Source organism: Actinoplanes sp. CA-051413 (assembly GCF_050955795.1).
Taxonomy (GTDB): Bacteria; Actinomycetota; Actinomycetes; order Mycobacteriales; family Micromonosporaceae; genus Actinoplanes.
Genome location: NZ_CP192100.1, coordinates 6,550,331 through 6,575,917 on the forward strand (window position 1 = coordinate 6,550,331; position 25,587 = coordinate 6,575,917).

The following is a 25,587-nucleotide window of genomic DNA, read 5'->3' on the forward strand; positions in this document are numbered from 1 at the left end:
CGCTCACGGCTGGTCGCGGACGGCGAGCCGCACCGCGACGGTGACGCCTTCGTCGAGCTCCTCGGCCCGCCGGACATGGGCCTTCACCGGTACGACGTACCGGCCGTCCTTGGGCCACAGCGAGGTCTCCCACGCGGTGCCGCCGATCCGCGCGACCACCGGGATCATGCCCCAGCCGTAGCTGGCGTACGACCAGGAGCGCAGCGTGACGCACTCCGGCTCCGGCACGGTCACGAAGTACCACGGGGCCGGCCCCCGCCAGTACCAGATGTCACCGGTGAACTCCAGATCCATGCCCGGCATGATGGCAGAGCGGTGCGACCGCGCCCGGCGACGGCGGACAGGGGCCGGACCTTGCCGGGTCCGGCCCCTGCCCTGCGCGGCGTTGGCGGTCAGGCCGGCCCAGCCAGTGACCTGCCTGATCGCCGCCGCGTGTCTGCGCCGGGCGCGCTTGGTCAGCCCAGGCGGGCGTACACGTCGTCGAGCAGGCCGTGGTACATGTCGCTCTTGGCGTTGAAGTTGGGGCCGCCGATGCGCAGCGGCAGGTTGTTGGAGATCGACAGGGTCGCGGGAACGGCGAGCCGGCCACGCTCCTGACCGTCGACGTACACGCTGAGCGTGGCGCCCGAGCGCTGGCACATGACGGTGTGCCACTTGGCGTCGGCGACACCGACGCTGCTGCGTACCAGGTAGACCTTGGCCGAGCCACGACCGACGACGACGCACTGGGCCCGGCCCCGGGTGGCGCCGATCTGCATCTTCCACTGGCTGTCGGTGTCCACGACGCCCTTCTGGACGACGTTGGACGAGCCGGTCACCTGGGCCCGGGTGAGGCGGACCGAGGCGCCCCAGCGGAACGTGCGGGTGCCCGGGTCGAGGTCAGGGTCGTCGGTGCCTTCGAGCAGGGCGCGCGGGCAGGTCTTGGCCGTGGCGGCGCAGGCGGCGGGGAAGGACGCGTCCTTGTCGGCGGTGGTGCCGGTGAAGGTGACCCGGCCCTGGTTCGCGCTGCGGACGGTGAGGGCGGTCCCGCGGCCGGAGTTCTCGGCGACGCGGCCGGTGGCACTGGCGCCCGCGTCGAAGGTGTACCGGGCGACGGTGACCGGTGCGGGCGCGGCCGGCGCGGCGGCGAGCGCGGGCGAGGAGGCGGCGATGCCCGGCAGGGCCGTCATCGCGAGGGCTAGTGAGGCGACGAAACGCATAAGACAAAAGGTACGGAATACTCTTTACGCCGCGATCATCGGAGGGTCAGCGTTTCGGGTGATCTCTACAGCAGACCGGCCGACTCGGCGATCATGCAGACGGCCACCAGGCGCATCAGGTGCCACTCGGCCGCCAGCCAGGCGGTGCCCGACACGTACGCGTGACCCGGCTCCGGCACCGGGCGGCCCATCCGCACGGCGGCGGCGAGGATCGACTTGGCGTACGCGGCCAGCCCCTCGGCGTCGACCGCGCGGCCGGCGTCCCGCAGGGCGTCGCGCACCGCGGCGGCGTGCTGGTCGACCTGGGCCAGCAGGCCGGCGTCACCGAGCGCGGCGGCGAGGCCGTCGACACCCACCCGCGCCATCATCTCGTCCAGCAGCGCGCGGGCCGGGTCGGCGGCGGGAGCGGTGGAAACCGGGGCGAAGGCCAGGAATTCGTTCGTCATGGGAAGGACGCTAGGGCCTCGCACCACCGGTTGACAGCCGGGTAACCGAACGGCACCCGACCGCTGCCCGGGACGCACCCCGCAGCCGGTGAAACCACCGCGAAAGGTACAGCAGACCTATCCGGGGAGCTGATCCATGGCCTTGTAGATGCGCTTGTCCGACACCGGATAGGCGGTGCCGAGGGCCTGGGCGAAGAAGTTGATCCGCAGCTCCTCGATCATCCAGCGGATCTCCCGCAGCCCCTCCTCGGCCGGGCCGCCCGCCGGCAGCTCGGCGCGCAGCTCGCGGTACTCCCGCTCGATCTCGTGCACCTGGGTCATCAGCTGCCGGTCCCGCGGGAGGTTGCCGGCCAGGCGGTCCAGGCGGTGCGTGATGCCGCGCAGGTAGCGGGGCAGGTGGTGCAGCTGCTTCCAGCCGGTCTCGGTCACGAAGCCGGGATGCACGAGGCCCTTGAGCTGCTGCCGGATGTCGGCCAGGGCCGGGTCGCGGGTGCTGCCGAGGCGCTGCTCGACGTCGTACGCGGTGGCGAGCACGGCCCGGACCTGGGTCACCACGTTGGCGACCGCGTCCACCAGGTCGGCGCGGACCTCCTCGCGCAGCTTCGTGAAGGACTCCTTGTCCCAGGCCGGCCCACCGGCGTCGGCGACCAGCTTGTCGACGGCCGCGCCGGCACAGTCGTCGAGCAGGTCGGCGATCGACCGGTACGGGTTGCCCCGCGACAGCTCCAGCTTGGCCCGGTTGTCCAGCCGGCCCTGCAGGAAGCGGGCGGCCGGCGGCAGGGTGAGCAGCAACAGCCGGCGGGTGCCGGCCCGCATCGCCTCCCGCTGCTCCTCCTCGGTCTCGAAGACGCGCACCGCCACGCTGTCGTGCTCATCGGCCAGCGCCGGATAGACGGTCACCTCGTAGCCGCCGCGGACCTGGGCGATCGAGCGGGGCAGTTTGCCGAAGTCGTTGGTGGTGATGCCGCGGCGCTCGATGGCCCCCGCGGCGGCGGAGATGGTCGCCTGCACCTTGGGCGCCAGGCTCGCGCGCAGCACGTCGAGGTCACGGCCCTCGCCGACCACGGCACCGTCCTCGTTGACCACCCGGAAGTTGATCCGCAGGTGCTCGGGGACCTGGTCGGGCCGCCAGGCGTCGCGCGGCACGACCGTGCCGGTCAGCCGGCGCAGCTCGTCGCCGACCGCGTCGGGCAGCGCGCCGCGGCGGGCCGGGATGCGGCTGAGCACCGCCTCGGCCCAGTCGGGCACCGGCACGAAGCTGGTCCGCAGCTGCTTGGGCAGGGCCCGGATCAGCGCGATCACGACCTCCCGGCGCAGCCCCGGCACCGACCAGCCGAAGTCGTCGGCGTCGAGCTTGTTGAGCAGCGGCAGCGGCACCCGCACGGTCACGCCGTCGGCGGCCGCGCCGGGCTCGAACTGGTAGGTCAGCGGCAGCCGGACCCCGTCGACCAGCCAGGCATCGGGGTACGCACCCGGGTCGACGGCGTCGCGGCCCGCGTTGACCAGCAGCTCCCGGGTGAACGTGAGCAGCTCGGGGTTCTCGTGGCGGGCCTTCTTCCACCACGCGTCGAAGTGCCGGGCGGAGACCACGTCGGCCGGGATCCGGGCGTCGTAGAGGGCGAACACGGTCTCGTCGTCCACCGCGATGTCGCGGCGGCGGGCCCTGTTCTCGATCTCCTCGATCCGGGCCAGCAGCTTGGCGTTCTCCGCGAAGAACTTGTGGTGGGTCTCCCAGTCGCCCTCGACCAGCGCGTGGCGGATGAACAGCTCACGGCACATCGCCGGGTCGACCCGGGCATAGCCGACCTTGCGGCGCGGCACGATCGGCAGCCCGTAGAGGGTCACCTTCTCGTACGCCATCACGGCGCCCAGCTTCTTCTCCCAGTGCGGCTCGCTGTAGCTGCGCTTGACCAGGTGCGGCGCCAGCTTCTCGGCCCACTCGGGCTCGATCCGCGCGTTCACCCGGCCCCACAGCCGCGAGGTCTCGACCAGCTCGGCCGACATCACCCAGCGCGGCTGCTTCTTGAACAGCGCCGACCCGGGGAAGATCGCGAACTTGGCGCCGCGGGCGCCCAGATACTCCCGCTTGTCGGTGTCCTTGAGGCCGATGTGCGAGAGCAGACCGGCGAGCAGGGCCGTGTGCACGGGCTGGGCCCCGGCGAGCTCGTCGCGCTCGGTGAGAGTGAGCCCGAGGGTACGGACCACCTGCCGCAGCTGCGAGTAGATGTCCTGCCACTCGCGGACCCGCAGGTAGTTGAGGAACTCGCTGCGGCACAGCCGGCGGAACTGGTTGCCGGACAGCTCGCGCTGCTGCTCACGCAGGTAGCGCCAGAGGTTGAGGTAGCTGAAGAAGTCGGATTCCTTGTCGGCGAACCGGGCGTGCTTCTCGTCCGCCTGCTGCTGCTTGTCGACCGGCCGCTCGCGGGGGTCCTGGATGGACAGCGCGGCGGTGATCACCATGACCTCGGCCAGACAGTCCTCTTTGTCGGCCTCGATGACCATGCGGGCCAGCCGCGGGTCGACCGGCAGCTGGGCCAGCTGGCGGCCCATCGGGGTCAGCTTGCGCTGCTCCAGCGCGCCGAGCTCTTCCAGCAGCTTGACGCCGTCGGTGACGTTGCGCTTGTCCGGCGGGTCGATGAACGGGAACGCGGCCAGGTCCCCGAGGCCCAGCGCGGTCATCTGCAGGATGACCGAGGCGAGGTTGGTGCGCAGGATCTCCGGCTCGGTGAAGGCCGGCCGGGACTCGAAGTCCTCCTCGGAGTACAGCCGGATGCAGATGCCGTCCGAGGTGCGCCCGCAGCGGCCCTTGCGCTGGTTGGCGCTGGCCTGCGAGACCGCCTCGATGGGCAGCCGCTGCACCTTGAGCCGGCTGCTGTAGCGGGAGATGCGCGCGGTGCCGGGGTCGATGACGTAGCGGATGCCCGGCACGGTCAGCGAGGTCTCGGCGACGTTGGTGGCCAGCACGACCCGGCGCCCGGTGTGCCGCTGGAAGACCTTGTGCTGCTCGGCGGCGGACAACCGGCCGTAGAGCGGGACGATCTCGGTGCTCTTCAGGTCGCGTTTGTCGAGGGCGTCGGCGGTGTCGCGGATCTCGCGCTCGCCGCTGAGGAAGACCAGGATGTCGCCACTGCTCTCCCGGCCGAGCTCGTCGACGGCTGCGGCGATGCCGTCCACCTGGTCGATCGGCTCCTCGCGGCTCCCGTCCGACCGCCCCGCCGCCTCCCTTGACCGGACTGAAGCGTCCTCTTCTTCCTCGTCACCGGTCGACTCCACCAGCGGGCGGTAGCGGACCTCGACGGGATACGTGCGGCCGGAGACCTCGATGACCGGCGCGGGACCGGCCGGGCCGGCGAAGTGCTCGGCGAAGCGCTGCGTCTCGATGGTGGCCGACGTGATGATCAGCTTGAGGTCGGGGCGCTTGGGCAGCAGCTGGGCCAGGTAGCCGAGGATGAAGTCGATGTTGAGGCTGCGCTCGTGCGCCTCGTCGATGATCAGCGTGTCGTAGCGGCGCAGCATCCGGTCGTTCTGGATCTCGGCGAGCAGGATGCCGTCGGTCATCACCTTGACCATGGTCTCGTCGGTGACCTGGTCGGTGAAGCGGACCTTGTAACCGACCGTCGAGCCCAGCGGGGTGCCCAGCTCCTCGGCGATCCGCTCGGCGACCGTGCGCGCGGCGATCCGGCGAGGCTGGGTGTGCCCGATCTGGCCGCGTACGCCCCGGCCCAGCTCCAGGCAGATCTTGGGCAGCTGGGTGGTCTTGCCCGAGCCGGTCTCGCCGGCGATCACCACGACCTGGTGGTCGCGGATGGCGGCCAGGATGTCGTCACGGCGCTGGCTGACCGGCAGCTCGTCGGGATAGGTGATCGGCGGGACGGCGGCCAGGCGGGCCGCGCGCCGCTGCTCGGCCTCGGCCACCTCGGCGGCGATCTCGGTCAGCACGGCGGCCCGCGCGACCTCGTCGCGGATCCTGCGGGTGCCCTCGATGCGGCGCTGGAGCCGGCGCTCGTCGCGCGGCAGCAGCTCGGACAGGCGGCGGCGGAGCTCGGCGAGGTCCGGGCTGACGGGTGTGACAGACATGGCGCGTCAACAATAGGCAGATCCGGCCCGGAACGCCCGATGATTAACGCGCCGTCCGCATCACACCGGCGCGGTCACACCCGGGACAGCCCGTCGATCTGCGTCATCTCCTCGTCGCTGAGCACGAAGCCGTCGATCTGCGCGTTGCGGGCGATCCGCTCGGGGGTGGCGCTCTTGGGGATCACCACGATCTCGTGCTGCACGTGCCAGCGCAGCACCACTCGGGCCGGGTCGACGCCGTGCGCGGTGGCGATCCGGGTCAGCACCGGGTCGTGCAGGTCGGTGGTTTTGAACGGCGAGTAGCCCTCGACCACGACACCACGCTCGCGATGCTCGGCGACCAGCTTGGCGTCGTACAGCTTGGGACCCCAGCGGATCTGGTTGACGGCCGGCTTCTGGCCGGTGGCGGCGATCAGCTCGTCGATGTCCTCGGTGCCGTAGTTGCTGACCCCGACGGCCCGGGCCCGGCCCTCGTCGCGGGCGGTCAGCAGCTCGCGCCACACCTGCACCGACTTGCCCCGGCGCGGCGGCCAGTGGATCAGCCACAGGTCGACGGCGTCCAGGCCGAGCGCGGTCAGGCTGGCGTCCAGGGTGCCGCGTTCCTGGCCGGCCCGGTCCGGCGGCAGCTTGGTGGTGACGAAGACCTCGTCGCGGGGCACACCGCTGTCGCGCAGCGCCCGGCCGACCTCGGCCTCGTTGCCGTACATGGTGGCGGTGTCGAGGTGGCGGTAGCCGGCCTCCAGCGCCTCGCGCACGGCGTCGTACGCGGCACTCCCGCGGATCTGCCAGGTCCCGAAGCCGAGCAGCGGCATGTCGACCGGGCCACCCAGCGGTACGGAGGGAATCGTCATGCCCTCCATCTTGCCCACGTGGCGCCGGATCAGACCACGATGTTCGCGCCCGCCGGGATCAGTGCCGGGGCAGCCCGTTTCCCGGCAGCCGTCTCATTCGGTATCTCTCCGACAGCTTCCGGCCGGGTGTCCGGCCATGAGAGACCGAGGGTGCCATGATCGTCGTCGCAGAGGACCACGAGGACATCCGGTTCGTGCTCCAGCGCGCTCTGGAGCGGGCGGGCCACCAGGTCGTCGTCGCCAGCGACGGCGCCGCGGCCCTGGAGGCGGTCCGCAAGCATCGCCCGGACATCGTGGTGACCGACGTCGACATGCCGCGGATGACCGGGCTCGACCTGTGCCGGGCGATCCGCGCCGACGCCGGGCTCAAGCACATCCCGGTGGTGCTGGCCAGCGGCTCCATGCTGCCCGGGGACGAGCGGGCGGCCGAGGTGGGCGCGAACGCGACGCTGCTCAAGCCGTTCCTGCCCGCTCAGCTCCTGGCGTGCGTGGCGGCGCTGCTGCCGCCGCGGCCGGCCTGATCCCGGACAGCGGCGCCGGCGTCGATCCCTCGACAGCCGCGCGCTCGGCCAGCGCCCGATCGAGCGCGGCCAGCTCGCCGTCGGCCTGATCGGGCGCGGGGGTGGTGACGGCGAGCGGCAGGGTGAAGTGGAAACGCGTACCCCCGCCGGGGTTGTCGGTGACGCCGATCGCGCCGCCGTGGCGCTCCACGATCCGCCGGCAGATGGCCAGCCCGAGGCCCGTGCCGGCGTAGCCGGCGGCGGTGCCGGCCCGGTGGAAGGACTCGAAGATGTTCGGCTTGTCCTCGTCGGGGATGCCGATGCCGCGGTCGGCGATCTCGATCCGGGTCCAGCCCGGTGGCCCCGGCTGGGCCGTGACGTCGATCCGGGCGTGCCGGCCCGCCGGGACGTACTTCAGCGCGTTGCCGATCAGGTTGTCCAGCACGTGGCGCAGCATCGCCGGGTCCGCGTGCACGTCGGGCAGCGGCCCGACGTAGCAGTCGGGCGGCGGCGGCCCGCCGGGGCGCGGGCTCGCCAGGCGCTGCTCGATCACGTCCGCCACCAGCGGGCCGAGCCGCACGGCGCCGAGCTTGAGCGGCGCGTCGCGGGCGGTCGTGTAGGCCAGCAGGGTGTCGATCAGCGCCGCCATCCGGTCGGCGTTGTTGGCGATCCGGTCCAGGGCGGCGCGGGCCCCGAAGACCTCCGGGCCCTCGGGGGCGTCGGCCAGCTCGTCCGCCGCGACCTCGCAGTGCCCGCGGATGACCGCCAGCGGCGCCTTGAGGTCGTGCGCGACCACCCCGGCGAACACGGCCAGGTCGGTCTCGTAGCGGCGCAGCTCGGTGATGTCGTGGAAGACGGCGACGGCACCGTGGCGCCCGGCGGCGTTGGCGTCCAGGGGCCGGCCGTCCACGCTGACCAGGATCCCGTCCGGGCGGTGCGGGTTACGGATGATCATCTCGACGTCGTCGGAGGACTCCCCGCGCAGTGCCCGGACCAGCGGCATCTCCTCGACCGGGAACGGGGTGTGCCCGTCGGGGCGGAACAGGCCGTAGTGCTGCTGCCACTCCTCCGGCCCGTCGACGTCCTCGGGGACGCCGAGCAGCGCCTTGGCCGCCGGATTGTGCAGCAGGAACGCCCCGGACTCGTCGACCACCCCGACCCCGTCGCCGAGACTGGCCATGATCGCGCCGAGCAGGCCGGCCTGGCGGCGGCTCTCGGCCTCGGCGGTCCGCAGCTCCTCGGTCGCCACCAGCACCTGGGCCCGCGCCCGGGACCGGCCGGTGGCCAGGATCCACACCAGGCAGGCCAGCATGGACGTGATCGACAGGCCCCCGGCCAGCACGATCAGCGGCATGCTGGTGTGCGCGCCGGGCAGGTTGCGCGAGTCGGCCGCGGTGACCAGCGTCCACTGCCGGTCGGCCACCGGGAAGCTCGCCTGCCGGACCAGGTCCCGCCCGCCCGGCGCGTCGTACGCGGCCACCCGCACCCGCCGCCCGTCGCCGTTGGTGGCGTACAGCTCGCCGTCGATCAGCCCCTGACTGGCGGCGCCCAGCACGCTGCCGAGGAAGTCCTGTCCGCGCAGGCCCAGCGCCACCCAGCCCTGGAACTCGGGGAACCGCCCGGGTTGCGTGGCCGAGGCGAAGACGGGGGCGGCGAACAGGAAGGACAGCTGCTGGCGGTCCGGCGGGATGCCCCGGTCGCGCAGCAGCACGTAGGTGTCGGAGACGGCGGGCCGGCCGGTGCGGCGCGACTCGACGAGCGCGGCGGTGCCCTCGGCCGACGGCGCCACGTCGATGCCGGCCGTGGCCGGGGTGCCGTTGTTCAGCGTGCGCTGGAAGATCGAGAAGTAGTGCTCAGCGTGGGTGCTGCTGGGCGCCAGCCGCAGCTCGGTGGCCCCGCGGGCGCGCCAGAACGCCTCGGTCCGGGCGACAGCCTCGGTACGGGCGGGCACGACGAAGGCGACGGTGCTGACGCCGAGCAGGCCGGCGCTCTCCAGCGGGGCCGAAGCGGCGGCGAAGTCGGTCGCGGTGATCCGGCTGTTGGTGCCCAGCCCGGCGGCGACCGCCTGCAGCAGGCTGCGGTAGCGCCCGGCCTCGCCCGCGACGGCCACCCGGGCCACCGAGGTGCGCTGGTCCATCACCCGGTCCGCGCTCTCGCGCTGGTCGGAGCGCAGGGTGCCGGCGGTGAGCAGGGTGGCGGCGAGCCCGATGACGAGCACGGTGGCGGCGAGCAGCGGGCCGACGAAGCGTCCTGACCACGCTCCGGTCGCGCCGTCTCGCACCCTGGCACCGCGACTCCCCACCGAAGGGAGCATAAGACGCGAATCACCCCCGCCGACGAGGTTCCGCCGACGGGGGTGAGGACGATTCACTGCCAGGTGTCGTACTTGTACAGGTCGTAGGAGGCCATGATGCCGGTGACCTTGGTGTAGTAGTTCGGGTCGGTGGCGTAGCCGGCCTTCCACACCGCCCAGATGAACTTGTTGGCGTCCTTGGTGTGCGTGAACGCCCCGGCGTACCGGCTGTTGACCCGCAGGAAGCTGCCGTGGTCGCGGAACGAGTGCGACTGGGTGGCGTACGTCCGGAAGCTGGCCGAGGTGGCGAAGCAGCTGCCGGCCTTGGTGCACTCGTTGGTCCGGTACACGTGGCAACCGTTGGCCAGCTTGCCGTAGCTGCCGTTCTGGCACTTGATGCCGAAGTAGTTGCGGTCCACCGAGGCCAGGCCGCTGCGGCCCCAGCCGGACTCGAGGATGGCCTGCGCGATGGTCACCGACGGCGGGACACCGTAGTCACGCCAGCCGCGCTGCGCGCCGGGCACCGAGGCCGCGATGAACTCGGCCGGGGTCAGCGTCACCGACGGGGCCGGCACCGGCGAGCCGGCGCACACCGGCAGCGTGCCGGAGTAGATGTAGGCGTGCGAGATGTACGAGCCGGTCGGCGTGCGGTCCCACTGGTTCGTCGAGCGGACCGTGCCGGCCACGTACTGACCGGTGACGGCGCAGGTCAGGTCGATCTTCGCGCCGCTGGCGACCGTACCGGTGACGGACTCGATGGTGGCCGAGCCGGAGCGCAGGTTCACGCTGCCGTCGGTGCTCTTGACCGTGCCGATGACGTACCGGGCGGTGCCGGAGGTCTTGCTCTTGGTCGGTACGGCCGTCGGCGAGCTCACGGCGCAGCGCGGCAGCGAGCGGGCCGCCTTCACGTAGCCGTGCGAGACGTAACGGCCCGCGCCCAGCCGGTCCCACGAGGTGGTGGTCCGCAGCGAGCCCTTGACCTTCTGGCCGGGCACGTAGCAGGCGACGGTGACCTTCTGCTTGTTGCGGACCGTGCCGACCACCTTGGCGGTCAGCGAGGGCCCGGAGCGCACCTTGAGCGTGCTCCCGACGTGGATGGTGGCGGACACCCCGGCCGCTTCGGCGGCGCCGGGCGCCACGATCAGCCCGGCTCCGAGCGCGGCCAGCAGCAGCGGCGCGGTGAGCAGTCGGCGGGCGGTGTGCAGCATGAACATCCCCTTCATCGCGGCCGGTGTCCGTGTCTCGGCGTTCGTCTGAAGGTCGCGGGGCGGCGTTGCGGCCCCGGGCTGCGAGCGGGTGCATCCGGGTTGCCGGGAGCGGAAATGTGCTGCGTGGGGCGGATGTCACGGGAGGGGGCTATGATCCGCGGCGCGGACGTGCTTGAGATGTGCCTCGTCTGGGCAAAGCGGAACCGCCCACTCGTGACGTACTGGAGGACACCGCCGATGACGGCCCTGGCATCCCGCCCCGCAGAGAGCGCGGAACCCGCACCGGCCGACCGGCCGGGCCGGGGTTTCTGGCATGTGGTCGGGCACGCGTTCGTCGCGCTGCTCGCCGCGGCCGGTGTGGCCGGGGTCTATCTGGCCTGCGTGCGCACCCCGCTCGGGCAGACCGTGGACACGATGATGATGCGGGGCGCCGACGTGCGCCACGAGCGCGTGGTGCAGGTGCTGGACCGCGCGCTGAACGGCACGACGCTGGCCAGCCTCGTGCTGGTCTGCGTGGCCGCGGCCGCGATCGGCTTCATCCGCCGCCGGGTCGACCTGGCGCTGGCCGCCGGCCTCCTGGTGATCGGGGCCAACGCCAGCACCCGGCTGTTCAAGAACCGCCTGCCCCGCCCCGACCTGGACGGCTTCCCCGCGCCGAACTCGTTCCCGAGCGGCCACACCACCGCGGCCGCCTCGGTGGCGTTCGCCCTGATCCTGGTGCTGCCGTTCGCCATCCGCGGCACGGTGGCGCTGATCGGCGCCGCCTACGTGACGATCATCGCGATCGCCACCGTCTGGGCCGAGTGGCACCGGCCCAGCGACACCGTCGCGGCGCTGCTGGTCGTGCTGGCCTGGGGCGCGGGCGCGTCCGCGCTGGTCCGGGCCCGCCGGGCGCGGATCACCGGCGTGACCGCCCGGCCGAACAGGCTCGCGATGCTGCTCTTCGGTGGCATCGGCGCACTCTCCGCGACGGCCGGCCTGCTCGGCATCGGCGCCGTCCTGCTCTCCGAGCGGGTCGTGCCGGACCTGGTCTCCGGCCGGTTCGCGTTCTTCGCCGGTGCGGCGGCCATCACGGCCGCGGTGGCCGGGGTCTTCGCGATCTGGGTACGGCTCGCCGCCGGTGACCGGCCGGTGGGAGCCGCGCCCACCGTGGCGTCCGCGCACTCCGCGCCGGCCGCCGACTGAGGAGGTATCCAGCCATGACCACCCCTGAGAACCCGCCCACCACCCCGCCCACCACCGGCGGCGCTGTTCCGCCGGGGCCGGCCGGCGTCCCGGCCATGCCCGCCGCTGATCCGACCGCCGGCGCGACCGCCGGGCCGACCGTGTCGGTGGCCAGCTACCCGGACTACGCGCTGGCCCAGCAGGCCGTCGACTACCTGTCCGACAACCAGTTCCCGGTCGAGAAGACCAGCATCGTGGGCACCGACCTGCGCCTGGTGGAGAACGTGCTGGGCCGGATGACCACCGTGCGGGCGGCGCTCGCGGGCGCGGCCAGCGGTGCCTGGTTCGGCCTGTTCATCGGCCTGTTCCTCGGCATCTTCAGCGACTCCAACTGGTTCGGGCTGATCTTCGTCGGCCTGCTCATCGGCGCGGCCTGGGGCGCGATCTTCGGCGCCATCGCCCAGGCGATGACCGGCGGGCGTCGCGACTTCACCTCGCGCAGCTCGCTGCAGGCGAGCCAGTACGCGGTGGTGGTGGAGGCGGAGGTCGCCGACAGCGCCCGTCAGCTGCTCACCCGGCTCAACTGGCAGAACAGCGGCGCTTCCTGAACGCACGAAAAAGGCGCCGTCCCGGCCGGGACGGCGCCTTTTTCGTGGTCCGCGACCGGCTACAGCATCGGCTCCAGCTCGCCGCGCAGCTTGGTCAGCGCCCGGGCCAGCAGGCGGCTGACGTGCATCTGCGAGATGCCCACCTGGTCGGCGATCTGCGACTGGGTCAGGTTGCCGTAGAAGCGCAGGGTGAGGATCTTCTGCTCGCGCTCGTCGAGCATGGCCAGGGCGGGGCCGAGGGCGACGCGGGTCTCGGCCAGTTCGAACTCGTGGTCCTCGCCGCCGAGGGTGTCGCCGAGCTCGGTGGTGCCGTCGGCGCTGATCGGGGTGGACAGGCTGGTGGCGTTGTAGGCGCGGGCGCCTTCGAGGCCTTCCAGGACTTCTTCCTCGGTGACGCCGAGGTGTACGGCGATGTCGCTGACCTGGGGGCTGCGGCCGAGGGTGTGGGTGAGGGTGCTGTTGGCCTCGGTGATGGCCAGGCGCAGCTCCTGCAGGCGGCGGGGCACGCGGACCGACCAGGTGCGGTCGCGGAAGTGGCGCTTGATCTCGCCGATGATAGTGGGGATGGCGTAGCCGGCGAAGTCGACGCCGCGTTCGGGGTCGAACTTGTCGACGGCTTTGATCAGGCCGACGGTGGCGGTCTGGATCAGGTCGTCGGTGGGCTCGCCGCGGCCGGAGTAGCGGTGGGCGAGGTGGCGGGCCAGCGGCAGCCAGGCCTCGATGGCCCGGTCGCGCAGGCGGGCCCGGCGGCGGTCCCCGGACGGGGTCGCGGCCAGCCGGATCAGGAGCTCGGCGGCGGTCTCGGCACCCAGAGGCTCGGCGGGGCCGGCCGCAGTAGGTCCGGTGGCGGGGGGTGCGTCACTGACTGTGGTCGATGGGATCGTGACAGCGGTCATCGAGGAGGTCCTCCATCAAGCGGGCAGAGAGCCGTGCCCGCACGCGGCGACCGTTCATTTCTCCTTACGCTAGCTGCTCGGACGAGCCCTGACTAGCCGAAAGTATGAGTGACGTTGCGTGAGTGAATATGAAGCCAGGCGGTGAACTCCTCGGCCGGCAACGGGCGGGACAACAGGAAGCCCTGGACCACGTCACAGCCCTCGGCGGCCAGGTAGGCGTACGTGTCGGCGTCCTCCACCCCCTCGGCGACCACCCGCAGGTCGAGCGCGTGGCCGAGCTGCACCGCGGACCGCACGACCGCCCGGTCCCGGTGGTCCGCGGCGACCCGCTGCACGAACGACTTGTCGATCTTCACCTCGTGCAGCGGCAGCTCGCGCAGCCGGCCCAGCGACGAGTAGCCGGTGCCGAAGTCGTCGATCGAGATCTCCACCCCCAGCGCGTGCAGCCGTTCGAGGGTGGCCAGGCTGCCGGCCGGGTCGGTCAGGATGGTGCTCTCGGTGATCTCCAGTGTCAGCGCCCGCGCCGGGTTGCCGGTCGCCTCCAGCAGCCGGGCCACCAGGTCGGGCAGCGCGGCGTCGAGCAGGCTGTTGGGCGACAGGTTGACCGCGACGTGCAGGTCGTGCCCGGCCCGGGCCCACTCGGCGCGGCTGCGCAGCGCCCGGTCCAGCACGTGCAGGGTCAGCGGCCAGACCAGGCCGCTGTGCTCGGCCAGCGGGATGAACACGTCCGGCGGGATCGGCCCCTGCTCGGGGTGGTGCCAGCGGGCCAGCGCCTCGGCGCCGACCACCCGGCCGGTACGCGGGTCGACCTTGGGCTGGTACGCGACCGTCAGCTCCCCACGCTCCACGGCCCGGCGCAGGTCGGCGATGAGCGCCAGCCGCTGCGGGCTGTTGCGGTCCAGCTCGCTGTCGTAGAGCCGCAGGCCGTGGCTCTCCTTGGCGGCGTACATGGCGACGTCGGCGTGCCGGATCAGGATCTCGGGGTCGTCGCCGTGCAGCGGTGCCACCGCGACGCCGACGCTGGCGCGCGGGGCCAGCACCAGCGGGCCCATCCGGATCGGCTGGTCCACCACCGCGGCCAGTTCCGCGGCGGCGGCCAGTCCCGCCTCCGGGCTGCCGTCGGTGGGCAGCAGCACGGCGAACTCGTCGCCGCCGAAGCGGGCCACCCGTCCCCGCCCGTCGAGGTGGGCGCGCAGCCGCTCGCCGACCTCGCACAGCAACGCGTCACCGGTCTCGTGGCCCAGCGCGTCGTTGATCTCCTTGAACCGGTCCAGGTCGAGCACCAGCACCGCCAGCCCCGGTCCGCCGGCGCGCACGGCCCGCAGGCCGGCGTCGAGCAGGTCGTGGAAGTGCCGCCGGTTGGGCAGCCCGGAGAGCGGGTCGTGCAGGGCCAGGTGCTGCTTCTCGTCGGCCTCGCGGCGCAGCCGGTCGACCAGGTCGGCCCGGCCCAGCGCCGCGCCGGCGTGGTTGGCCAGCGCGCCGAGCAGCCGCAGCTTGGCGTCGGTGAAGCCGCCCGCGTCGGTGAGGCTGTCCGCGACCAGCAGGACCGCCCGGCGCTCACCGAAGACCAGCGGTACGGCCATCGCGTCGCCCGCGGGGCCGACGGGACGCAGCACCGGGGTGCCGAGCAGCGCCGGCCGCAGCCAGTCGTCGGCGCCGGGGCTGCCCAGGCTCACCCTGGGACGGCCGGACTGCCCGGCCAGCCGGGTGTGCCGCAGCTCGTCACCGTGCGCGACGACCAGTTCCGCGGTGCCCGCCCGCAGCACGTCGCGGGCCCGGTCCAGCACCACGGCGACCAGCTCGTCGATGCCGCGGGCCCCGTCGAGCGCGCGGGTGAAGCCATAGAGCTGTTCCACCTCGGCGTTGCCGTCGCCCAGCGCGATGTAGGCGCGGTAGGCCAGCAGCAGCACGACGGCCACGATGCCGATCAGCGCCGGCGCCCACTGCGGTTCGGTCGCGGCCAGGAAGCTGATCAGAGCTCCGGTCGTGGTGACGACGACGAGCCCGGTGCTGCGCAGCGCGGCCGGCAGCCGGCGCCACTCCCCCGGGTCGTCGTGCATCGCGATCACGGCGGTGACCAGCACGGCGGCCACCACGTCGGCGGCGATCATGGCCAGGTAGGCGGCCAGCACGGTCCGCAGGCCGACGCCCTCGGCGGAGATGCCGAGCACGTGCGGCGTGACGGCGTGGAAGACCAGGACGCCGACGCTCGCCTGGACGGCGAGCAGGGCGACGTTGAAGGCCAGCTTGGTGCCGCGCTGGCCGCGTACGGCGACCAGCCCGGCCCCGCCGGCCAGGGCCCGGACCAGGATCACGGTGACCGGGTCGAAGCCGAGCAGCCCGAACACCATCGGGAACTCGGAGACGTTGATGCCGTGCGCGCCGCGACGGACGCGGACGTGCACGGTGAAGCCCTCGGTGAGGAAGAACAGCACCGCGAGCCCGGCCAGCCACCACAGCCCGCCGGGCAGCGCGGGCGCGGCGATGCCGTCGGCGGCGAGAACCAGCGCCACGGCGGCGGAGGCCGCGCCCATGCTCGCGGTGAGCAGACCCACCAGGAGCTGAGGACGCGGCCGCCACCGGCGCCGATCTAGTGCCATGGCTCCCCGGTCCAGCCGGCCGCCGACCAGCTGCGCCCGCTCCAGGACCGGCCCGTCCAGGTCTGTGACGACCAGCTCCGCCCGCTCCAGAGGGCGCTCGACCAGCTGCGTCCCGACCACAGGGCGCCCGACCAGGACCGGCCGGTCCAGGTGACCGGGGACCAGGTCTTCGTGCCGGTGTACGTCGCGGCCCAGGCGGTGCCGGTCCAGACCGAACCGTTCCAGGTGCCGCCGATCCAGCTGCGCTGCGTGGCCGAGGCTTGCGTCCAGACCAGGGCGTTCCAGGGCTGGCCGAAGATGTCCCGTTCGCCGGTCAGCGGCGTGCCGGTGACGGAGTCGTAGACGTAGGCGCCGCCCCGCGAGGCCTCCAGCGAACCCCGGCCGGTGGCGGCGACGTTGACCTGCCGGGTGTAGGTGGTCCGGGCCCGGGCGGCGCGGGCCACGTTGATCTGGCCGGCCCCGGCCGCGTACGGGTCGCCGCCGACGATCGGGTCGGCGGTGCTGGTCAGCAGCTTCTTGACGTCGTCGGGTCGCAGGCCGGGACGCTGCTGGAGCAGCAGGGCCACCGAACCGGAGACCACCGCGGCCGCCTGGGACGTGCCACTGCCGCGCAGGAACCGCTGCTCCGGGTCGTCCAGCAGGCTCAGCCGGGCGGCGGGGTAGGTCCGGTCGATGTACGAGCCGGGGCTGCGCAGCGACACCACGGAACGTCCGGCGGCGAGCACGTCGGGGTGGCGTGCCGCGTTGCCCCGGTTGCTGAAGTCCGCCACGACGTCGTCGGCCCGCGCGTCCGTACCGCGGGGGTCGGCCCCGCCGACGGCGATGACGTCCGGGTCGGCGGCCGGCATGGTGAGGTTGTTGGCCGTGAAGCCGTCGTTGCCGGCGGCGACCACGACGACGATCCCGGCCTCCCAGGCCTTCTCGACGGCGAAGGCCAGCGGGTCCAGCGACGCCGGCTGGGTGGACTGGGTGCCGTACGACAGGTTCAGGACTTTGATGTTGAGCCCGGGGTCGTTGCGGTGCGCGACGACCCAGTCGATGCCGGCGATGACCTGGGAGACGTCACTGGCCCCGTCGGCCGAGGCGACCTTGACGCTGACGACGTGCGCGCCCGGGGCCACGCCGGTGAAGCGGGTGCCGACGGAGAAAGTGGGGTCCTGCCCGGCGATGATGCCGGCCATGTGCGTGCCGTGCCCGAACGTGTCGAGGTGGCGCAGGTTGGCCGCCTGCGACTCGAAGGACAGGTCCGGTCCGTTGATGACCTTCCCGGCCCCGTCGAGGCCCTTGACCGGCGAGACCCCGGAGTCGATGAGCGCGACGCCCACCCCGGCGCCGGTCAGCGCGACCCCGGTGGCGGTGTCGCCGTCGTCCGGGTTGTCCTTGTCCGCCTTGTCGGCACCGGCGCCCTTGACGACGGTGCTCATCTTGGTCGTGCCGGTCTGCACCAGCCAGTTCTGACTCAGCCAGGGCGTGTCCGCGGCCGCGTGAGCGGGGGCCGTGACCGCAAGGGTGCCGGTCACGGTGACAGCGGTGACGGCCAGGGCCGCGAGTTTCCGCATGGATGCTCCTTCGGTGGCACCGCTGCCCACGGGTCGGGGAGTCGCCCCCCGGGCGCAGTGCCGGTACAGCCGCCCTATCGACCACAACCGGCCGGACTTGAACAGAACGCGCGTGGCACCCGTCACGAGAGGGCAGATCCTCGGATGGCACGATTCGACACCGGGTGTGCGTGGGTACACAGACGTCAAACGCACCGGAGACGGAGTACTGGCATGGCCATTCTGGGTATCGACATCGGCGGTTCCGGCGTGAAGGGGGCGCCGGTCGACACCGTGCGGGGCGAGCTGCTCGAGGAGCGGTTCCGGGTCCCCACCCCGCAGCCCTCGGACGTCGGCAGCGTCGTGGAGGCGGTCGCCGAGGTCGCCGCGAAGTTCTCCGGTTACGACCGGGTCGGGATCACCTTCCCCGGCGTGGTGGTCGACGGGGTCACCCGGACCGCCGCCAACGTCGACAAGTCGTGGCTCGACGCGCCCGCCGCCCAGCTGTTCACCGAGCGGCTCGGCAAGCCGGTTTCCGTGCTCAACGACGCCGACGCCGCGGGCGTCGCCGAGGTCGCCTTCGGCGCCGGGCACGACCAGCGCGGCCTGACGATGATGCTCACCTTCGGTACGGGCATCGGCAGCGCCCTGTTCCTGGACGGCACGCTCATCCCGAACACCGAGTTCGGCCACCTGGAGCTGGACGGCAAGGACGCCGAGCTGCGCGCCTCCGACCGGGCCCGCGAGCAGGACGACCTGAGCTGGGAGAAGTGGGCCGGCCGGGTCCAGGAGTATCTGCGGCACGTGGAGATGCTGCTGTCGCCGCGGCTGTTCATCGTCGGTGGCGGCGTGAGCAAGAAGGCCGACAAGTGGCTGCCGCTGATCGAGATCCGTACCCCGATCGTGCCGGCCACCCTGCTCAACAACGCCGGCATCATCGGCGCCGCGGTCACCGCCGAGCAGGCCGACGGGCACCCCGGCTCGTTCCCCGTCGACGCCGACCAGCCAAGCTGAGGAGTCCCATGCCGCGCACCGTCGCCACCAACACCAAGGTCGGCCGCGAGGAGCTCCTCGAGTTCCTCCGGCCCCGGCACCACACGATCCTGATGACCACCCGCCGGGACGGCCGCCCGCAGGCGTCACCGAACACCTGCGGGGTCGACGCCGAGGGCCGCATCGTGATCTCGACGTACCCGGAGCGGGCCAAGGCGATGAACATCCGCCGCGACTCGCGGGTCAGCGTCTGCGTGCTCTCCGACGACTTCGGCGGCCCGTGGGTGCAGGTCGACGGCACGGCCGAGGTCATCGACCTGCCGGAGTCGGTCGAGCCGCTGGTCGAGTACTTCCGGAGCATCTCCGGCGAGCACCCGGACTGGGACGAGTACCGCCAGGCCATGCGCGACCAGGGCAAGTCCCTGATCCGGATCACCGTCGAGCGGTGGGGCCCGATCGCCACCGGCGGCTTCCCGGCCCGTCTGGCCTGACGGTGACCCGCTAAGCGGCGACCGCGCCCAGCAGGTACAGCAGGGTCTCGCGGTGCAGGTCGGCGACCGGTTCGAGCAGGTCCGGGTGGCGGAGCAGGGCCGTGGCCTCCAGGTCCCGGGGGTCCGGGGCGGTCAGCCGGCGGAACTCGCTGGGCAGGTCGCCCGCCTTGCGCGGCCGGGGCCGGGGCCGGCCGTCCGCGACCGGCACCGCCGCGGCCACCGAGTCCACCGCCCGCGCGGCCAGCACCGGGTCGGCGAGCAGGCAGGCGGCCCAGCTGACCGCGACCTCGTCGACCCAGGTGCGCCAGCCCTCGTCCTCGGCCAGCTCGTCGTCGGGCTCGCTGCCGGCCCGCCAGTCCAGCACGGCCGAGCCGCCCGGGCCGGCCATGGCGACCAGCTCGGCGTCCACCGGGGTCGGGTAGCGCAGCCACGCGGCGACCGTCACGGCCTGGCGGGCCTGGAGCTCGGCCAGGGTGTCCGCGGCCCGGTCGGCGCCGCTGGACGGGTACGCCCGGACCAGCCAGTGCGTGCTCGCCGCGATGACCGGCGACAGCGCGGTGGACGGTCCGGCCATGTGTGCCCCCAAGAGTTGGCGCACACCCCGTCGCGGGGTGCGTCACGCTACCTCTCGGCGGCGGGCGGCCCAGCTTGAGTAGCCTCGCCCGGATGGCAACCCACGGCAACCGACGTGCAACGAGCTTCACGCGGGTGGCCTCCGGCACCGCCTCGCTGGAGCCCGACCGCCGCCGGGAGCGGGGCTGGACGCTGCTGGTTGACGGGGTGCCGCAGTCGTACGTCGATCTGGCCGATCCCACCTACCTGGCCTTCGAATACGTGCGCCGGCTGGCCACGGTGCTGCGGTTGGCGGCCCCTGCGGCCGTACCGTTGACGGTTCTGCATCTCGGCGGCGGTGCACTCACGCTGCCCCGCTGGGTGGCCGCGACGCGGCCCGGGTCCGCGCAGACGGTGGTGGAGCGCGACGGCCTGCTGCTCGCGCTGGTCTCCCGGTCGCTGCCCTGGCCCGCCGCCGTCGAGGTCGTGGTGGGTGATGCCCGCGAGTTCGTGGAGGCCGGACCGGCCCGGGGGTACGACGTGATCGTGGTCGACGTGTTCGAGGGCGCAGCGATGCCGGCCAGCGTGGCCGGGGTGGGCTTCGCGACGGCCGCCGCCCGGCTGCTGCGGCCGGCCGGGGTGCTGGCGATGAACCTCACCGACGTGCCGCCGTTGTCCTACTCGCGCATCCAGGCCGCGACGTTGCGCGCGGCGTTCGGCGACGTGGCCCTGATCGCCCCGCCGGGCCTGCTGCGTGGCCGCAAGGCGGGCAACGTGGTGCTCGCGGCGACCCACGGGCCGGAGGTGCTGGACGTCGAACGGCTCACCCGTTCCGTGGCCCGCGACCCCGAGCCGGCCCGGGTCTGGCACGGCGCGGAATTGACCGGTTTCCTGGCCGGTGCAATGGCGCGCCTCGACGGGCCGCGCTGAATGCTCTCCGGTAGGTTGGACGCACCGGGTGCGCGGCTGTTTGCGGTTGCTCCATAGCGGAGAAACCTGTCCTGACGGCTGCCCAATTCGCCCGTCGCCGTGCCCGCCCCCGCGCTCGAAGATTACGGTGGAGATCATGACCGGTCGCTTTCCCATCGAAGATGTGACGCCATCGGTGTCCTGTGGCCGCTACCCCGCGAAAGCGGTGGTGGGCGAGCTCGTCCCCATCTCGGCGGTGTCCTATCGGGAAGGCCACCACGCCCTCGGCGTGAACGTGGTATGGCAGGGGCCGGAGGGCGAGGCCGAGCCGTTCACCCGGCTCACCCCGGGCGAGCCCGGCCTGGACAAGTGGCACGGCGTGATCAAGCCGGACCGGGTGGGCCGGTGGACGTTCACCATCGAGGCGTTCGACGACCCGTACCAGACCTGGCGCAACGCCGTGACCAAGAAGATCGGCGCCGGGCAGGGGCTCGAGGACCTGGCCAACGACCTCGCCGAGGGCGCCGAGCTGCTGGACCTGGCGGCCAAGATCGTGCCGCACGACGAGGAGGAGCGGGTCCGCGACGCGGCCGCCGCCCTGCGCGACCCGCAGCGCTCGCTGTTCTCCCGGGTCTCCCCCGGGCTGGAGCTGGAGGAGCTGCTCTGGCAGCACCCGGTCCGCCAGCTGGTGACCACCACCCGCTCGTACGCGATCTGGGTCGACCGCCAGCGCGCGCTGTTCTCGTCGTGGTACGAGTTCTTCCCGCGCTCCGAGGGCGCCGAGATCGGCCCGGACGCGACCCCGGTCAGGCACGGCACGTTCGCGACCGCCGCCGAGCGCATCCCGGCCGTCGCCGCGATGGGCTTCGACGTGCTCTACCTGCCCCCGATCCACCCGATCGGCAAGATCAACCGTAAGGGCCGCAACAACACGCTGGTGGCCCGCGAGGGCATCGACGTGGGCTCGCCCTGGGCGATCGGCTCCGACGAGGGCGGCCACGACGCGATCCACCCGCAGCTGGGCACGCTGGACGACTTCCGCCGCTTCATCGGGGTCGCGCAGGACAATGGCCTCGAGGTGGCGATGGACCTGGCGTTGCAGTGCGCGCCGGACCACCCGTGGGTCAAGACGCACCCCGAGTGGTTCACCACCCGGGCCGACGGCACGATCGCGTACGCGGAGAACCCGCCCAAGAAGTACCAGGACATCTACCCGCTGAACTTCGACAACGACCCCAAGGGACTGCGCGAGGAGGTCCTGCGCGTCGTCCTGCACTGGGTGTCCAACGGGGTCAGGATCTTCCGGGTCGACAACCCGCACACCAAGACGCTGAACTTCTGGCAGTGGGTCATCGCCAAGATCAAGGACGTCGACCCGGACGTGCTGTTCCTGGCCGAGGCGTTCACCCGGCCGGCCATGATGAACGGGCTCGGCAAGATCGGCTTCACCCAGTCGTACACGTACTTCACCTGGCGCACCACGGCCTGGGAGATGCGGGAGTACCTGGGCCAGCTCAAGGCCTCGATCGACTGGATGCGGCCCAACTTCTGGCCCAACACCCCCGACATCCTGCACGAGTCGCTGCAGCACGGCGGTCCGCCGATGTTCAAGATCCGCACGGTGCTGGCCAGCATGCTCTCGCCGTCCTGGGGCATGTACTCAGGGCTGGAGCTCTTCGAGCACGTGGCCCGTCCCGGCGCGGAGGAGTACATCGACAACGAGAAGTTCGAGCTGAAGCCGCGGGACTGGGCGGCGGCGGAACGGGCCGGGCGCAGCCTGGCGCCGTACATCACCAAGCTCAACACGATCCGGCGGGAGAACCCGGCGCTGCACTGGCTGCGGAACCTGGAATTCCACGAGATCGACAACGCCGCTCTGCTGTGCTGGTCGAAGCGGGATCCGGAGTCGGGCAACACCGTTCTGGTGATCTGCTCGTTCGACTCGACGGACGTGCAGTGGGGCAACACGACACTCGACATGCCCGCGCTGGGCCTGGACTGGCACGAGCAGTTCACCGTGACCGACCAGCTCACCGGGGCGACGTACGAGTGGGGACAGCACAACCCGGTCCGGATCGACCCGTACGTCGAGCCCGCACATGTGTTCGTGGTGCACCCGCGCCGATAGGCAGTACAAGCGATTCAGTTCCTGCGGGGTGGGGTAGGTGAACGTCTGATGGACCTGACGAGCGAACTCGACGAGAACGTCGAGCACGATCCCGCGGAGGGCAGCCACGTCGAGGACGGTGTGGTCGAGCATCCGACCGCCGACGACTTCGGGCATGCCCGCGCATTGCCGGCCGACCGGACCTGGTTCAAACGCGCCGTCTTCTACGAGGTGCTGGTCCGGGCCTTCTACGACTCCAGCTCGGACGGCTCCGGCGATCTGCGCGGGCTGATCGAGCGCCTGGACTACCTGCAGTGGCTCGGCGTCGACTGCCTGTGGCTGCCGCCGTTCTACGACTCACCGCTGCGCGACGGCGGCTACGACATCCGCGACTTCTACCGGGTGCTGCCCGAGTTCGGCACGGTCGAGGACTTCGTGGCCCTGCTCGACGCGGCCCACAAGCGCGGCATCCGGGTCATCACCGACCTGGTCATGAACCACACCTCGGACTCGCACGCGTGGTTCCAGGAGTCGCGCCGGGACCCGGACGGCCCGTACGGCGACTACTACGTGTGGAGCGACACCAGCGAGCCGTACTCCGACGCCCGGATCATCTTCGTCGACACCGAGGAGTCGAACTGGACGTTCGACCCGGTGCGCCGGCAGTTCTACTGGCACCGGTTCTTCTCGCACCAGCCCGACCTCAACTACGACAACCCGGCCGTGCAGGAAGCGATGATCGACGTCCTGCGCTTCTGGCTGGACCTCGGCATCGACGGCTTCCGGCTGGACGCGGTGCCGTACCTGTTCGAGCGTGAGGGCACCAACTGCGAGAACCTGCCGGAGACGCACGCGTTCCTCAAGCACTGCCGCAAGGTCATCGACGACGAGTTCCCCGGCCGGGTGCTGCTCGCCGAGGCCAACCAGTGGCCGGCCGACGTGGTCGAATACTTCGGTGACGCCGACACCGGCGGCGACGAGTGCCACATGGCGTTCCACTTCCCGCTGATGCCGCGCATCTTCATGGCGGTGCGCCGCGAGTCGCGCTTCCCCATCTCCGAGATCCTGGCCCAGACGCCGGCCATCCCGGACATGGCCCAGTGGGGCATCTTCCTGCGCAACCACGACGAGCTGACGCTCGAGATGGTCACCGACGAAGAGCGCGACTACATGTTCACCGAGTACGCCAAGGACCCGCGGATGAAGGCCAACGTCGGCATCCGCCGGCGGCTCGCCCCGCTGCTGGAGAACGACCGCAACCAGATCGAGCTGTTCACCGCCCTGCTGCTGTCGCTGCCCGGCTCGCCGGTGCTGTACTACGGCGACGAGATCGGCATGGGCGACAACATCTGGCTCGGTGACCGCGACGGCGTGCGCACCCCGATGCAGTGGACGCCCGACCGCAACGCGGGTTTCTCCACCGCCAACCCCGGCCGGCTCTACCTGCCGGCCAACCAGGATCCGATCTACGGCTACCAGTCGGTCAACGTCGAGGCCCAGCGGGACAGCTCGACATCGCTGCTCAACTGGACCCGCACCATGCTGGCGGTCCGCCGCCGCCACGAGGCGTTCGCCACCGGCACGTTCCGTGAGCTCGGCGGCTCCAACCCGTCGGTGCTCGCCTTCCTGCGCGAGGACGGCGACGACGTGGTCCTCTGCGTCAACAACCTCTCGCGGTTCCCCCAGCCCATCGAGCTGAACCTGCAGCACTGGAACGGCTACACGCCGGTCGAGCTGACCGGGCACGTGAACTTCCCGCGCATCGGCCAGCTGCCGTACCTGCTGACCCTGCCGGGACACGGGTTCTACTGGTTCCAGCTGTGCGGGTCCGAGGAGAAGCAATGACGCTGCCCTACGCCGAATGGCTGCCCCAGCAACGCTGGTACGCGGGTCGCAGCCGCACCCTCGCCGACGTCAAGCAGGCGTCGTCCACGCCGTTGAAGGACGACCTGGACCTGGTGCTGCTGGACGTCTCGTACACCGACGGCAGCGCCGAGCGCTATCAGGTGCTGGTGGCCTGGGACTCCGGCCCGATCTCGGAGTACAGCACCGTGGCGACCATCGGCACGGACGGCGACCGCACCGGCTACGACGGCCTGTACGACCCGGACGCCGCGACCTACCTGCTGTCGCTGATCTCCTCCGACGCCACGGCCGGGGACATCGTGTTCTCCTCCGAGCCCGGGGCGACGTTCCCGCTGGAGCACGCGTCGCGGGTCTTCGACGCCGAGCAGAGCAACACCAGCGTGATCTTCGAGCAGGAGGCCATCCTCAAGGTCTTCCGCCGGGTCGACTGCGGCATCAACCCCGACATCGAGCTCAACCGGGTGCTCGGCCGGGCCGGCAACCCGCACGTGGCCAAGCTGCTCGGCTCGTTCGAGACCAGTGAGAGCGGCGAGCCGTGCCCGCTGGGCATGGTGACGGCGTACGCGATCAACTCCGCCGAGGGCTGGGCGATGGCCACGGCCAGCGCCCGCGACCTGTTCGCCGACGCCGAGATGGGCGCCGACGAGGTGGGTGGCGACTTCGCGGGTGAGTCGTACCGCCTCGGCGAAGCGGTGGCCTCGGTGCACAAGACACTCGCAGAGGAGCTGGGTGCGGGCCCGTCGCCGTTCCCGGTGGACGCGGTCATCGCCCGGCTGGCGACCGCGACCGCGGCCGTGCCCGAGCTGAGCGAGTACGTCCCGGCCATCGAGGAACGCTTCCGCAAGCTCACCGGCGAGCAGGTCACGGTCCAGCGGGTGCACGGCGACCTGCACCTGGGCCAGGTGCTGCGGGTGCCGGCGGCCTGGCTGCTCATCGACTTCGAGGGCGAGCCCGGCCAGCCGCTCGACGAGCGGCGGCTGCCCGACTCGCCGCTGCGCGACATCGCCGGTGTGCTGCGCAGCTACGAGTACGCCGCCTACCAGCTGCTGGTGGACCAGGACGACAACGAGCACCTGGCCGCCCGGGCCCGCGAATGGGTCGACCGCAACCGCACCGCCTTCTGCGACGGGTACGCGGCCGCCTCCGGCCACGACCCGCGGGAGCAGGGTGCGCTGCTGGCGGCGTACGAGCTCGACAAGGCGGTCTACGAGGCCGCGTACGAATCCCGGCACCGGCCCGGCTGGCTGCGCATCCCGCTGCGGTCGATCGCGCGGCTCGCCGGCTGATGA

20 protein-coding genes are annotated in these 25,587 nt (G+C 72.1%); 9 read left to right on the forward strand and 11 right to left on the reverse strand.

From position 1 onward, the window contains the following. Window positions 1-3 precede the first annotated feature (3 nt). From ACQP2Y_RS30905 to ACQP2Y_RS30925, 5 genes are all read right to left on the reverse strand, one after another. Window positions 4-294 (reverse strand): DUF1905 domain-containing protein, encoded by a 291-nt coding sequence (locus tag ACQP2Y_RS30905; RefSeq protein WP_360544123.1) that lies wholly within the window; start codon window positions 292-294, stop codon window positions 4-6. Window positions 295-455: 161 nt separating this feature from the next. Then, window positions 456-1,199, reverse strand: a complete 744-nt coding sequence (locus ACQP2Y_RS30910) for a LamG-like jellyroll fold domain-containing protein (RefSeq protein ID WP_433718738.1) — start codon at window positions 1,197-1,199, stop codon at window positions 456-458. 65 nt (window positions 1,200-1,264) lie between these two features. After that, complete coding sequence (locus tag ACQP2Y_RS30915; protein WP_360544127.1) at window positions 1,265-1,645, reverse strand: DUF6401 family natural product biosynthesis protein; 381 nt, start codon at window positions 1,643-1,645, stop codon at window positions 1,265-1,267. A gap of 117 nt (window positions 1,646-1,762) precedes the next feature. Next, window positions 1,763-5,722, reverse strand: a complete 3,960-nt coding sequence (hrpA, locus tag ACQP2Y_RS30920) for an ATP-dependent RNA helicase HrpA (RefSeq protein ID WP_433718740.1) — start codon at window positions 5,720-5,722, stop codon at window positions 1,763-1,765. Between the two features lie 74 nt (window positions 5,723-5,796). Further along, window positions 5,797-6,582, reverse strand: a complete 786-nt coding sequence (locus tag ACQP2Y_RS30925; protein WP_433732147.1) for an aldo/keto reductase — start codon at window positions 6,580-6,582, stop codon at window positions 5,797-5,799. Between the two features lie 146 nt (window positions 6,583-6,728). Here ACQP2Y_RS30925 and ACQP2Y_RS30930 point away from each other — a divergent pair, with 146 nt between their 5' ends. Continuing rightward, entirely contained in the window at window positions 6,729-7,094 is a 366-nt protein-coding gene (locus ACQP2Y_RS30930; protein WP_360544131.1) for a response regulator, read from the forward strand. Here ACQP2Y_RS30930 and ACQP2Y_RS30935 read toward each other — a convergent pair. Together ACQP2Y_RS30935 and gsmA are read right to left on the reverse strand one after the other, a co-directional pair. Continuing rightward, on the reverse strand, window positions 7,027-9,354 hold the full coding sequence (locus ACQP2Y_RS30935) for an ATP-binding protein (RefSeq protein WP_433718742.1): 2,328 nt from the start codon (window positions 9,352-9,354) through the stop codon (window positions 7,027-7,029). The genes ACQP2Y_RS30930 and ACQP2Y_RS30935 overlap by 68 nt on opposite strands. Before the next feature lie 86 nt (window positions 9,355-9,440). Continuing rightward, window positions 9,441-10,574, reverse strand: coding sequence for a sporangiospore maturation cell wall hydrolase GsmA (gene gsmA / locus ACQP2Y_RS30940; protein WP_433718744.1), 1,134 nt, complete (start codon window positions 10,572-10,574; stop codon window positions 9,441-9,443). Between the two features lie 237 nt (window positions 10,575-10,811). Here gsmA and ACQP2Y_RS30945 point away from each other — a divergent pair, with 237 nt between their 5' ends. Further along, window positions 10,812-11,759 (forward strand): phosphatase PAP2 family protein, encoded by a 948-nt coding sequence (locus tag ACQP2Y_RS30945; RefSeq protein WP_433718746.1) that lies wholly within the window; start codon window positions 10,812-10,814, stop codon window positions 11,757-11,759. 14 nt (window positions 11,760-11,773) lie between these two features. Continuing rightward, on the forward strand, window positions 11,774-12,346 hold the full coding sequence (locus ACQP2Y_RS30950; protein WP_433718747.1) for a general stress protein: 573 nt from the start codon (window positions 11,774-11,776) through the stop codon (window positions 12,344-12,346). Between the two features lie 59 nt (window positions 12,347-12,405). Here the strand turns inward: ACQP2Y_RS30950 and ACQP2Y_RS30955 are convergent, their stop codons facing one another. The 3 genes from ACQP2Y_RS30955 to ACQP2Y_RS30965 all read right to left on the reverse strand — a co-directional run bounded on the left by ACQP2Y_RS30955 (window position 12,406) and on the right by ACQP2Y_RS30965 (window position 17,401). After that, complete coding sequence (locus ACQP2Y_RS30955) at window positions 12,406-13,242, reverse strand: SigB/SigF/SigG family RNA polymerase sigma factor (protein WP_433718750.1); 837 nt, start codon at window positions 13,240-13,242, stop codon at window positions 12,406-12,408. Between the two features lie 92 nt (window positions 13,243-13,334). Beyond that, window positions 13,335-15,947 carry a putative bifunctional diguanylate cyclase/phosphodiesterase gene (locus ACQP2Y_RS30960; RefSeq protein WP_433732149.1) on the reverse strand — a complete coding sequence of 871 codons (2,613 nt, stop codon included), beginning with the start codon at window positions 15,945-15,947 and terminating at the stop codon, window positions 13,335-13,337. Then, window positions 15,833-17,401, reverse strand: a complete 1,569-nt coding sequence (locus ACQP2Y_RS30965; RefSeq protein ID WP_433718751.1) for a S8 family serine peptidase — start codon at window positions 17,399-17,401, stop codon at window positions 15,833-15,835. Before ACQP2Y_RS30965 ends, ACQP2Y_RS30960 begins: the two co-directional genes overlap by 115 nt. 213 nt (window positions 17,402-17,614) lie before the next feature. Between ACQP2Y_RS30965 and ppgK the strand changes: the two genes are divergently transcribed. Both ppgK and ACQP2Y_RS30975 read left to right on the forward strand, forming a co-directional pair. Next, window positions 17,615-18,394, forward strand: a complete 780-nt coding sequence (gene ppgK / locus ACQP2Y_RS30970) for a polyphosphate--glucose phosphotransferase (protein ID WP_433718753.1) — start codon at window positions 17,615-17,617, stop codon at window positions 18,392-18,394. Window positions 18,395-18,402: 8 nt separating this feature from the next. Beyond that, complete coding sequence (locus ACQP2Y_RS30975; RefSeq protein WP_433718755.1) at window positions 18,403-18,864, forward strand: PPOX class F420-dependent oxidoreductase; 462 nt, start codon at window positions 18,403-18,405, stop codon at window positions 18,862-18,864. Window positions 18,865-18,874: 10 nt separating this feature from the next. Here ACQP2Y_RS30975 and ACQP2Y_RS30980 read toward each other — a convergent pair whose 3' ends face one another. Next, window positions 18,875-19,438 (reverse strand): hypothetical protein, encoded by a 564-nt coding sequence (locus ACQP2Y_RS30980; RefSeq protein WP_433718756.1) that lies wholly within the window; start codon window positions 19,436-19,438, stop codon window positions 18,875-18,877. Window positions 19,439-19,530: 92 nt separating this feature from the next. Here ACQP2Y_RS30980 and ACQP2Y_RS30985 point away from each other — a divergent pair, with 92 nt between their 5' ends. The 4 genes from ACQP2Y_RS30985 to ACQP2Y_RS31000 all read left to right on the forward strand — a co-directional run bounded on the left by ACQP2Y_RS30985 (window position 19,531) and on the right by ACQP2Y_RS31000 (window position 25,584). After that, window positions 19,531-20,346 (forward strand): spermidine synthase, encoded by an 816-nt coding sequence (locus ACQP2Y_RS30985; protein WP_433718757.1) that lies wholly within the window; start codon window positions 19,531-19,533, stop codon window positions 20,344-20,346. 136 nt (window positions 20,347-20,482) lie between these two features. Continuing rightward, window positions 20,483-22,453, forward strand: a complete 1,971-nt coding sequence (locus ACQP2Y_RS30990; RefSeq protein ID WP_433718759.1) for a maltotransferase domain-containing protein — start codon at window positions 20,483-20,485, stop codon at window positions 22,451-22,453. A gap of 48 nt (window positions 22,454-22,501) precedes the next feature. Continuing rightward, window positions 22,502-24,277: a maltose alpha-D-glucosyltransferase gene (treS, locus tag ACQP2Y_RS30995; RefSeq protein WP_360544155.1), complete on the forward strand. Its 1,776-nt coding sequence runs from the start codon at window positions 22,502-22,504 to the stop codon at window positions 24,275-24,277. Further along, the gene (locus ACQP2Y_RS31000; RefSeq protein ID WP_433718762.1) at window positions 24,274-25,584 is read left to right on the forward strand and encodes a maltokinase N-terminal cap-like domain-containing protein; all 1,311 of its coding nucleotides are present in this window, start codon (window positions 24,274-24,276) and stop codon (window positions 25,582-25,584) included. The genes treS and ACQP2Y_RS31000 overlap by 4 nt, the downstream gene beginning before the upstream one ends. Window positions 25,585-25,587 lie beyond the last annotated feature (3 nt).

What these genes read in the sequence shown, in the direction of transcription:
- ACQP2Y_RS30955 (WP_433718750.1), bottom strand. Translation starts at nt 13,242, where the DNA reads ATGACCGCTGTCACGATCCCATCGACCACAGTCAGTGACGCACCCCCC.
- ACQP2Y_RS30930 (WP_360544131.1), top strand. Translation starts at nt 6,729, where the DNA reads ATGATCGTCGTCGCAGAGGACCACGAGGACATCCGGTTCGTGCTCCAG.
- ACQP2Y_RS30990 (WP_433718759.1), top strand. Translation starts at nt 20,483, where the DNA reads ATGACCGGTCGCTTTCCCATCGAAGATGTGACGCCATCGGTGTCCTGT.
- ACQP2Y_RS30980 (WP_433718756.1), bottom strand. Translation starts at nt 19,438, where the DNA reads ATGGCCGGACCGTCCACCGCGCTGTCGCCGGTCATCGCGGCGAGCACG.
- ACQP2Y_RS30975 (WP_433718755.1), top strand. Translation starts at nt 18,403, where the DNA reads ATGCCGCGCACCGTCGCCACCAACACCAAGGTCGGCCGCGAGGAGCTC.
- hrpA (WP_433718740.1), bottom strand. Translation starts at nt 5,722, where the DNA reads ATGTCTGTCACACCCGTCAGCCCGGACCTCGCCGAGCTCCGCCGCCGC.
- ACQP2Y_RS30910 (WP_433718738.1), bottom strand. Translation starts at nt 1,199, where the DNA reads ATGCGTTTCGTCGCCTCACTAGCCCTCGCGATGACGGCCCTGCCGGGC.
- ACQP2Y_RS30965 (WP_433718751.1), bottom strand. Translation starts at nt 17,401, where the DNA reads ATGCGGAAACTCGCGGCCCTGGCCGTCACCGCTGTCACCGTGACCGGC.
- ppgK (WP_433718753.1), top strand. Translation starts at nt 17,615, where the DNA reads ATGGCCATTCTGGGTATCGACATCGGCGGTTCCGGCGTGAAGGGGGCG.
- ACQP2Y_RS30945 (WP_433718746.1), top strand. Translation starts at nt 10,812, where the DNA reads ATGACGGCCCTGGCATCCCGCCCCGCAGAGAGCGCGGAACCCGCACCG.
- gsmA (WP_433718744.1), bottom strand. Translation starts at nt 10,574, where the DNA reads ATGCTGCACACCGCCCGCCGACTGCTCACCGCGCCGCTGCTGCTGGCC.
- ACQP2Y_RS30925 (WP_433732147.1), bottom strand. Translation starts at nt 6,582, where the DNA reads ATGGAGGGCATGACGATTCCCTCCGTACCGCTGGGTGGCCCGGTCGAC.
- ACQP2Y_RS31000 (WP_433718762.1), top strand. Translation starts at nt 24,274, where the DNA reads ATGACGCTGCCCTACGCCGAATGGCTGCCCCAGCAACGCTGGTACGCG.
- ACQP2Y_RS30985 (WP_433718757.1), top strand. Translation starts at nt 19,531, where the DNA reads ATGGCAACCCACGGCAACCGACGTGCAACGAGCTTCACGCGGGTGGCC.
- ACQP2Y_RS30950 (WP_433718747.1), top strand. Translation starts at nt 11,774, where the DNA reads ATGACCACCCCTGAGAACCCGCCCACCACCCCGCCCACCACCGGCGGC.
- treS (WP_360544155.1), top strand. Translation starts at nt 22,502, where the DNA reads ATGGACCTGACGAGCGAACTCGACGAGAACGTCGAGCACGATCCCGCG.
- ACQP2Y_RS30915 (WP_360544127.1), bottom strand. Translation starts at nt 1,645, where the DNA reads ATGACGAACGAATTCCTGGCCTTCGCCCCGGTTTCCACCGCTCCCGCC.
- ACQP2Y_RS30905 (WP_360544123.1), bottom strand. Translation starts at nt 294, where the DNA reads ATGGATCTGGAGTTCACCGGTGACATCTGGTACTGGCGGGGGCCGGCC.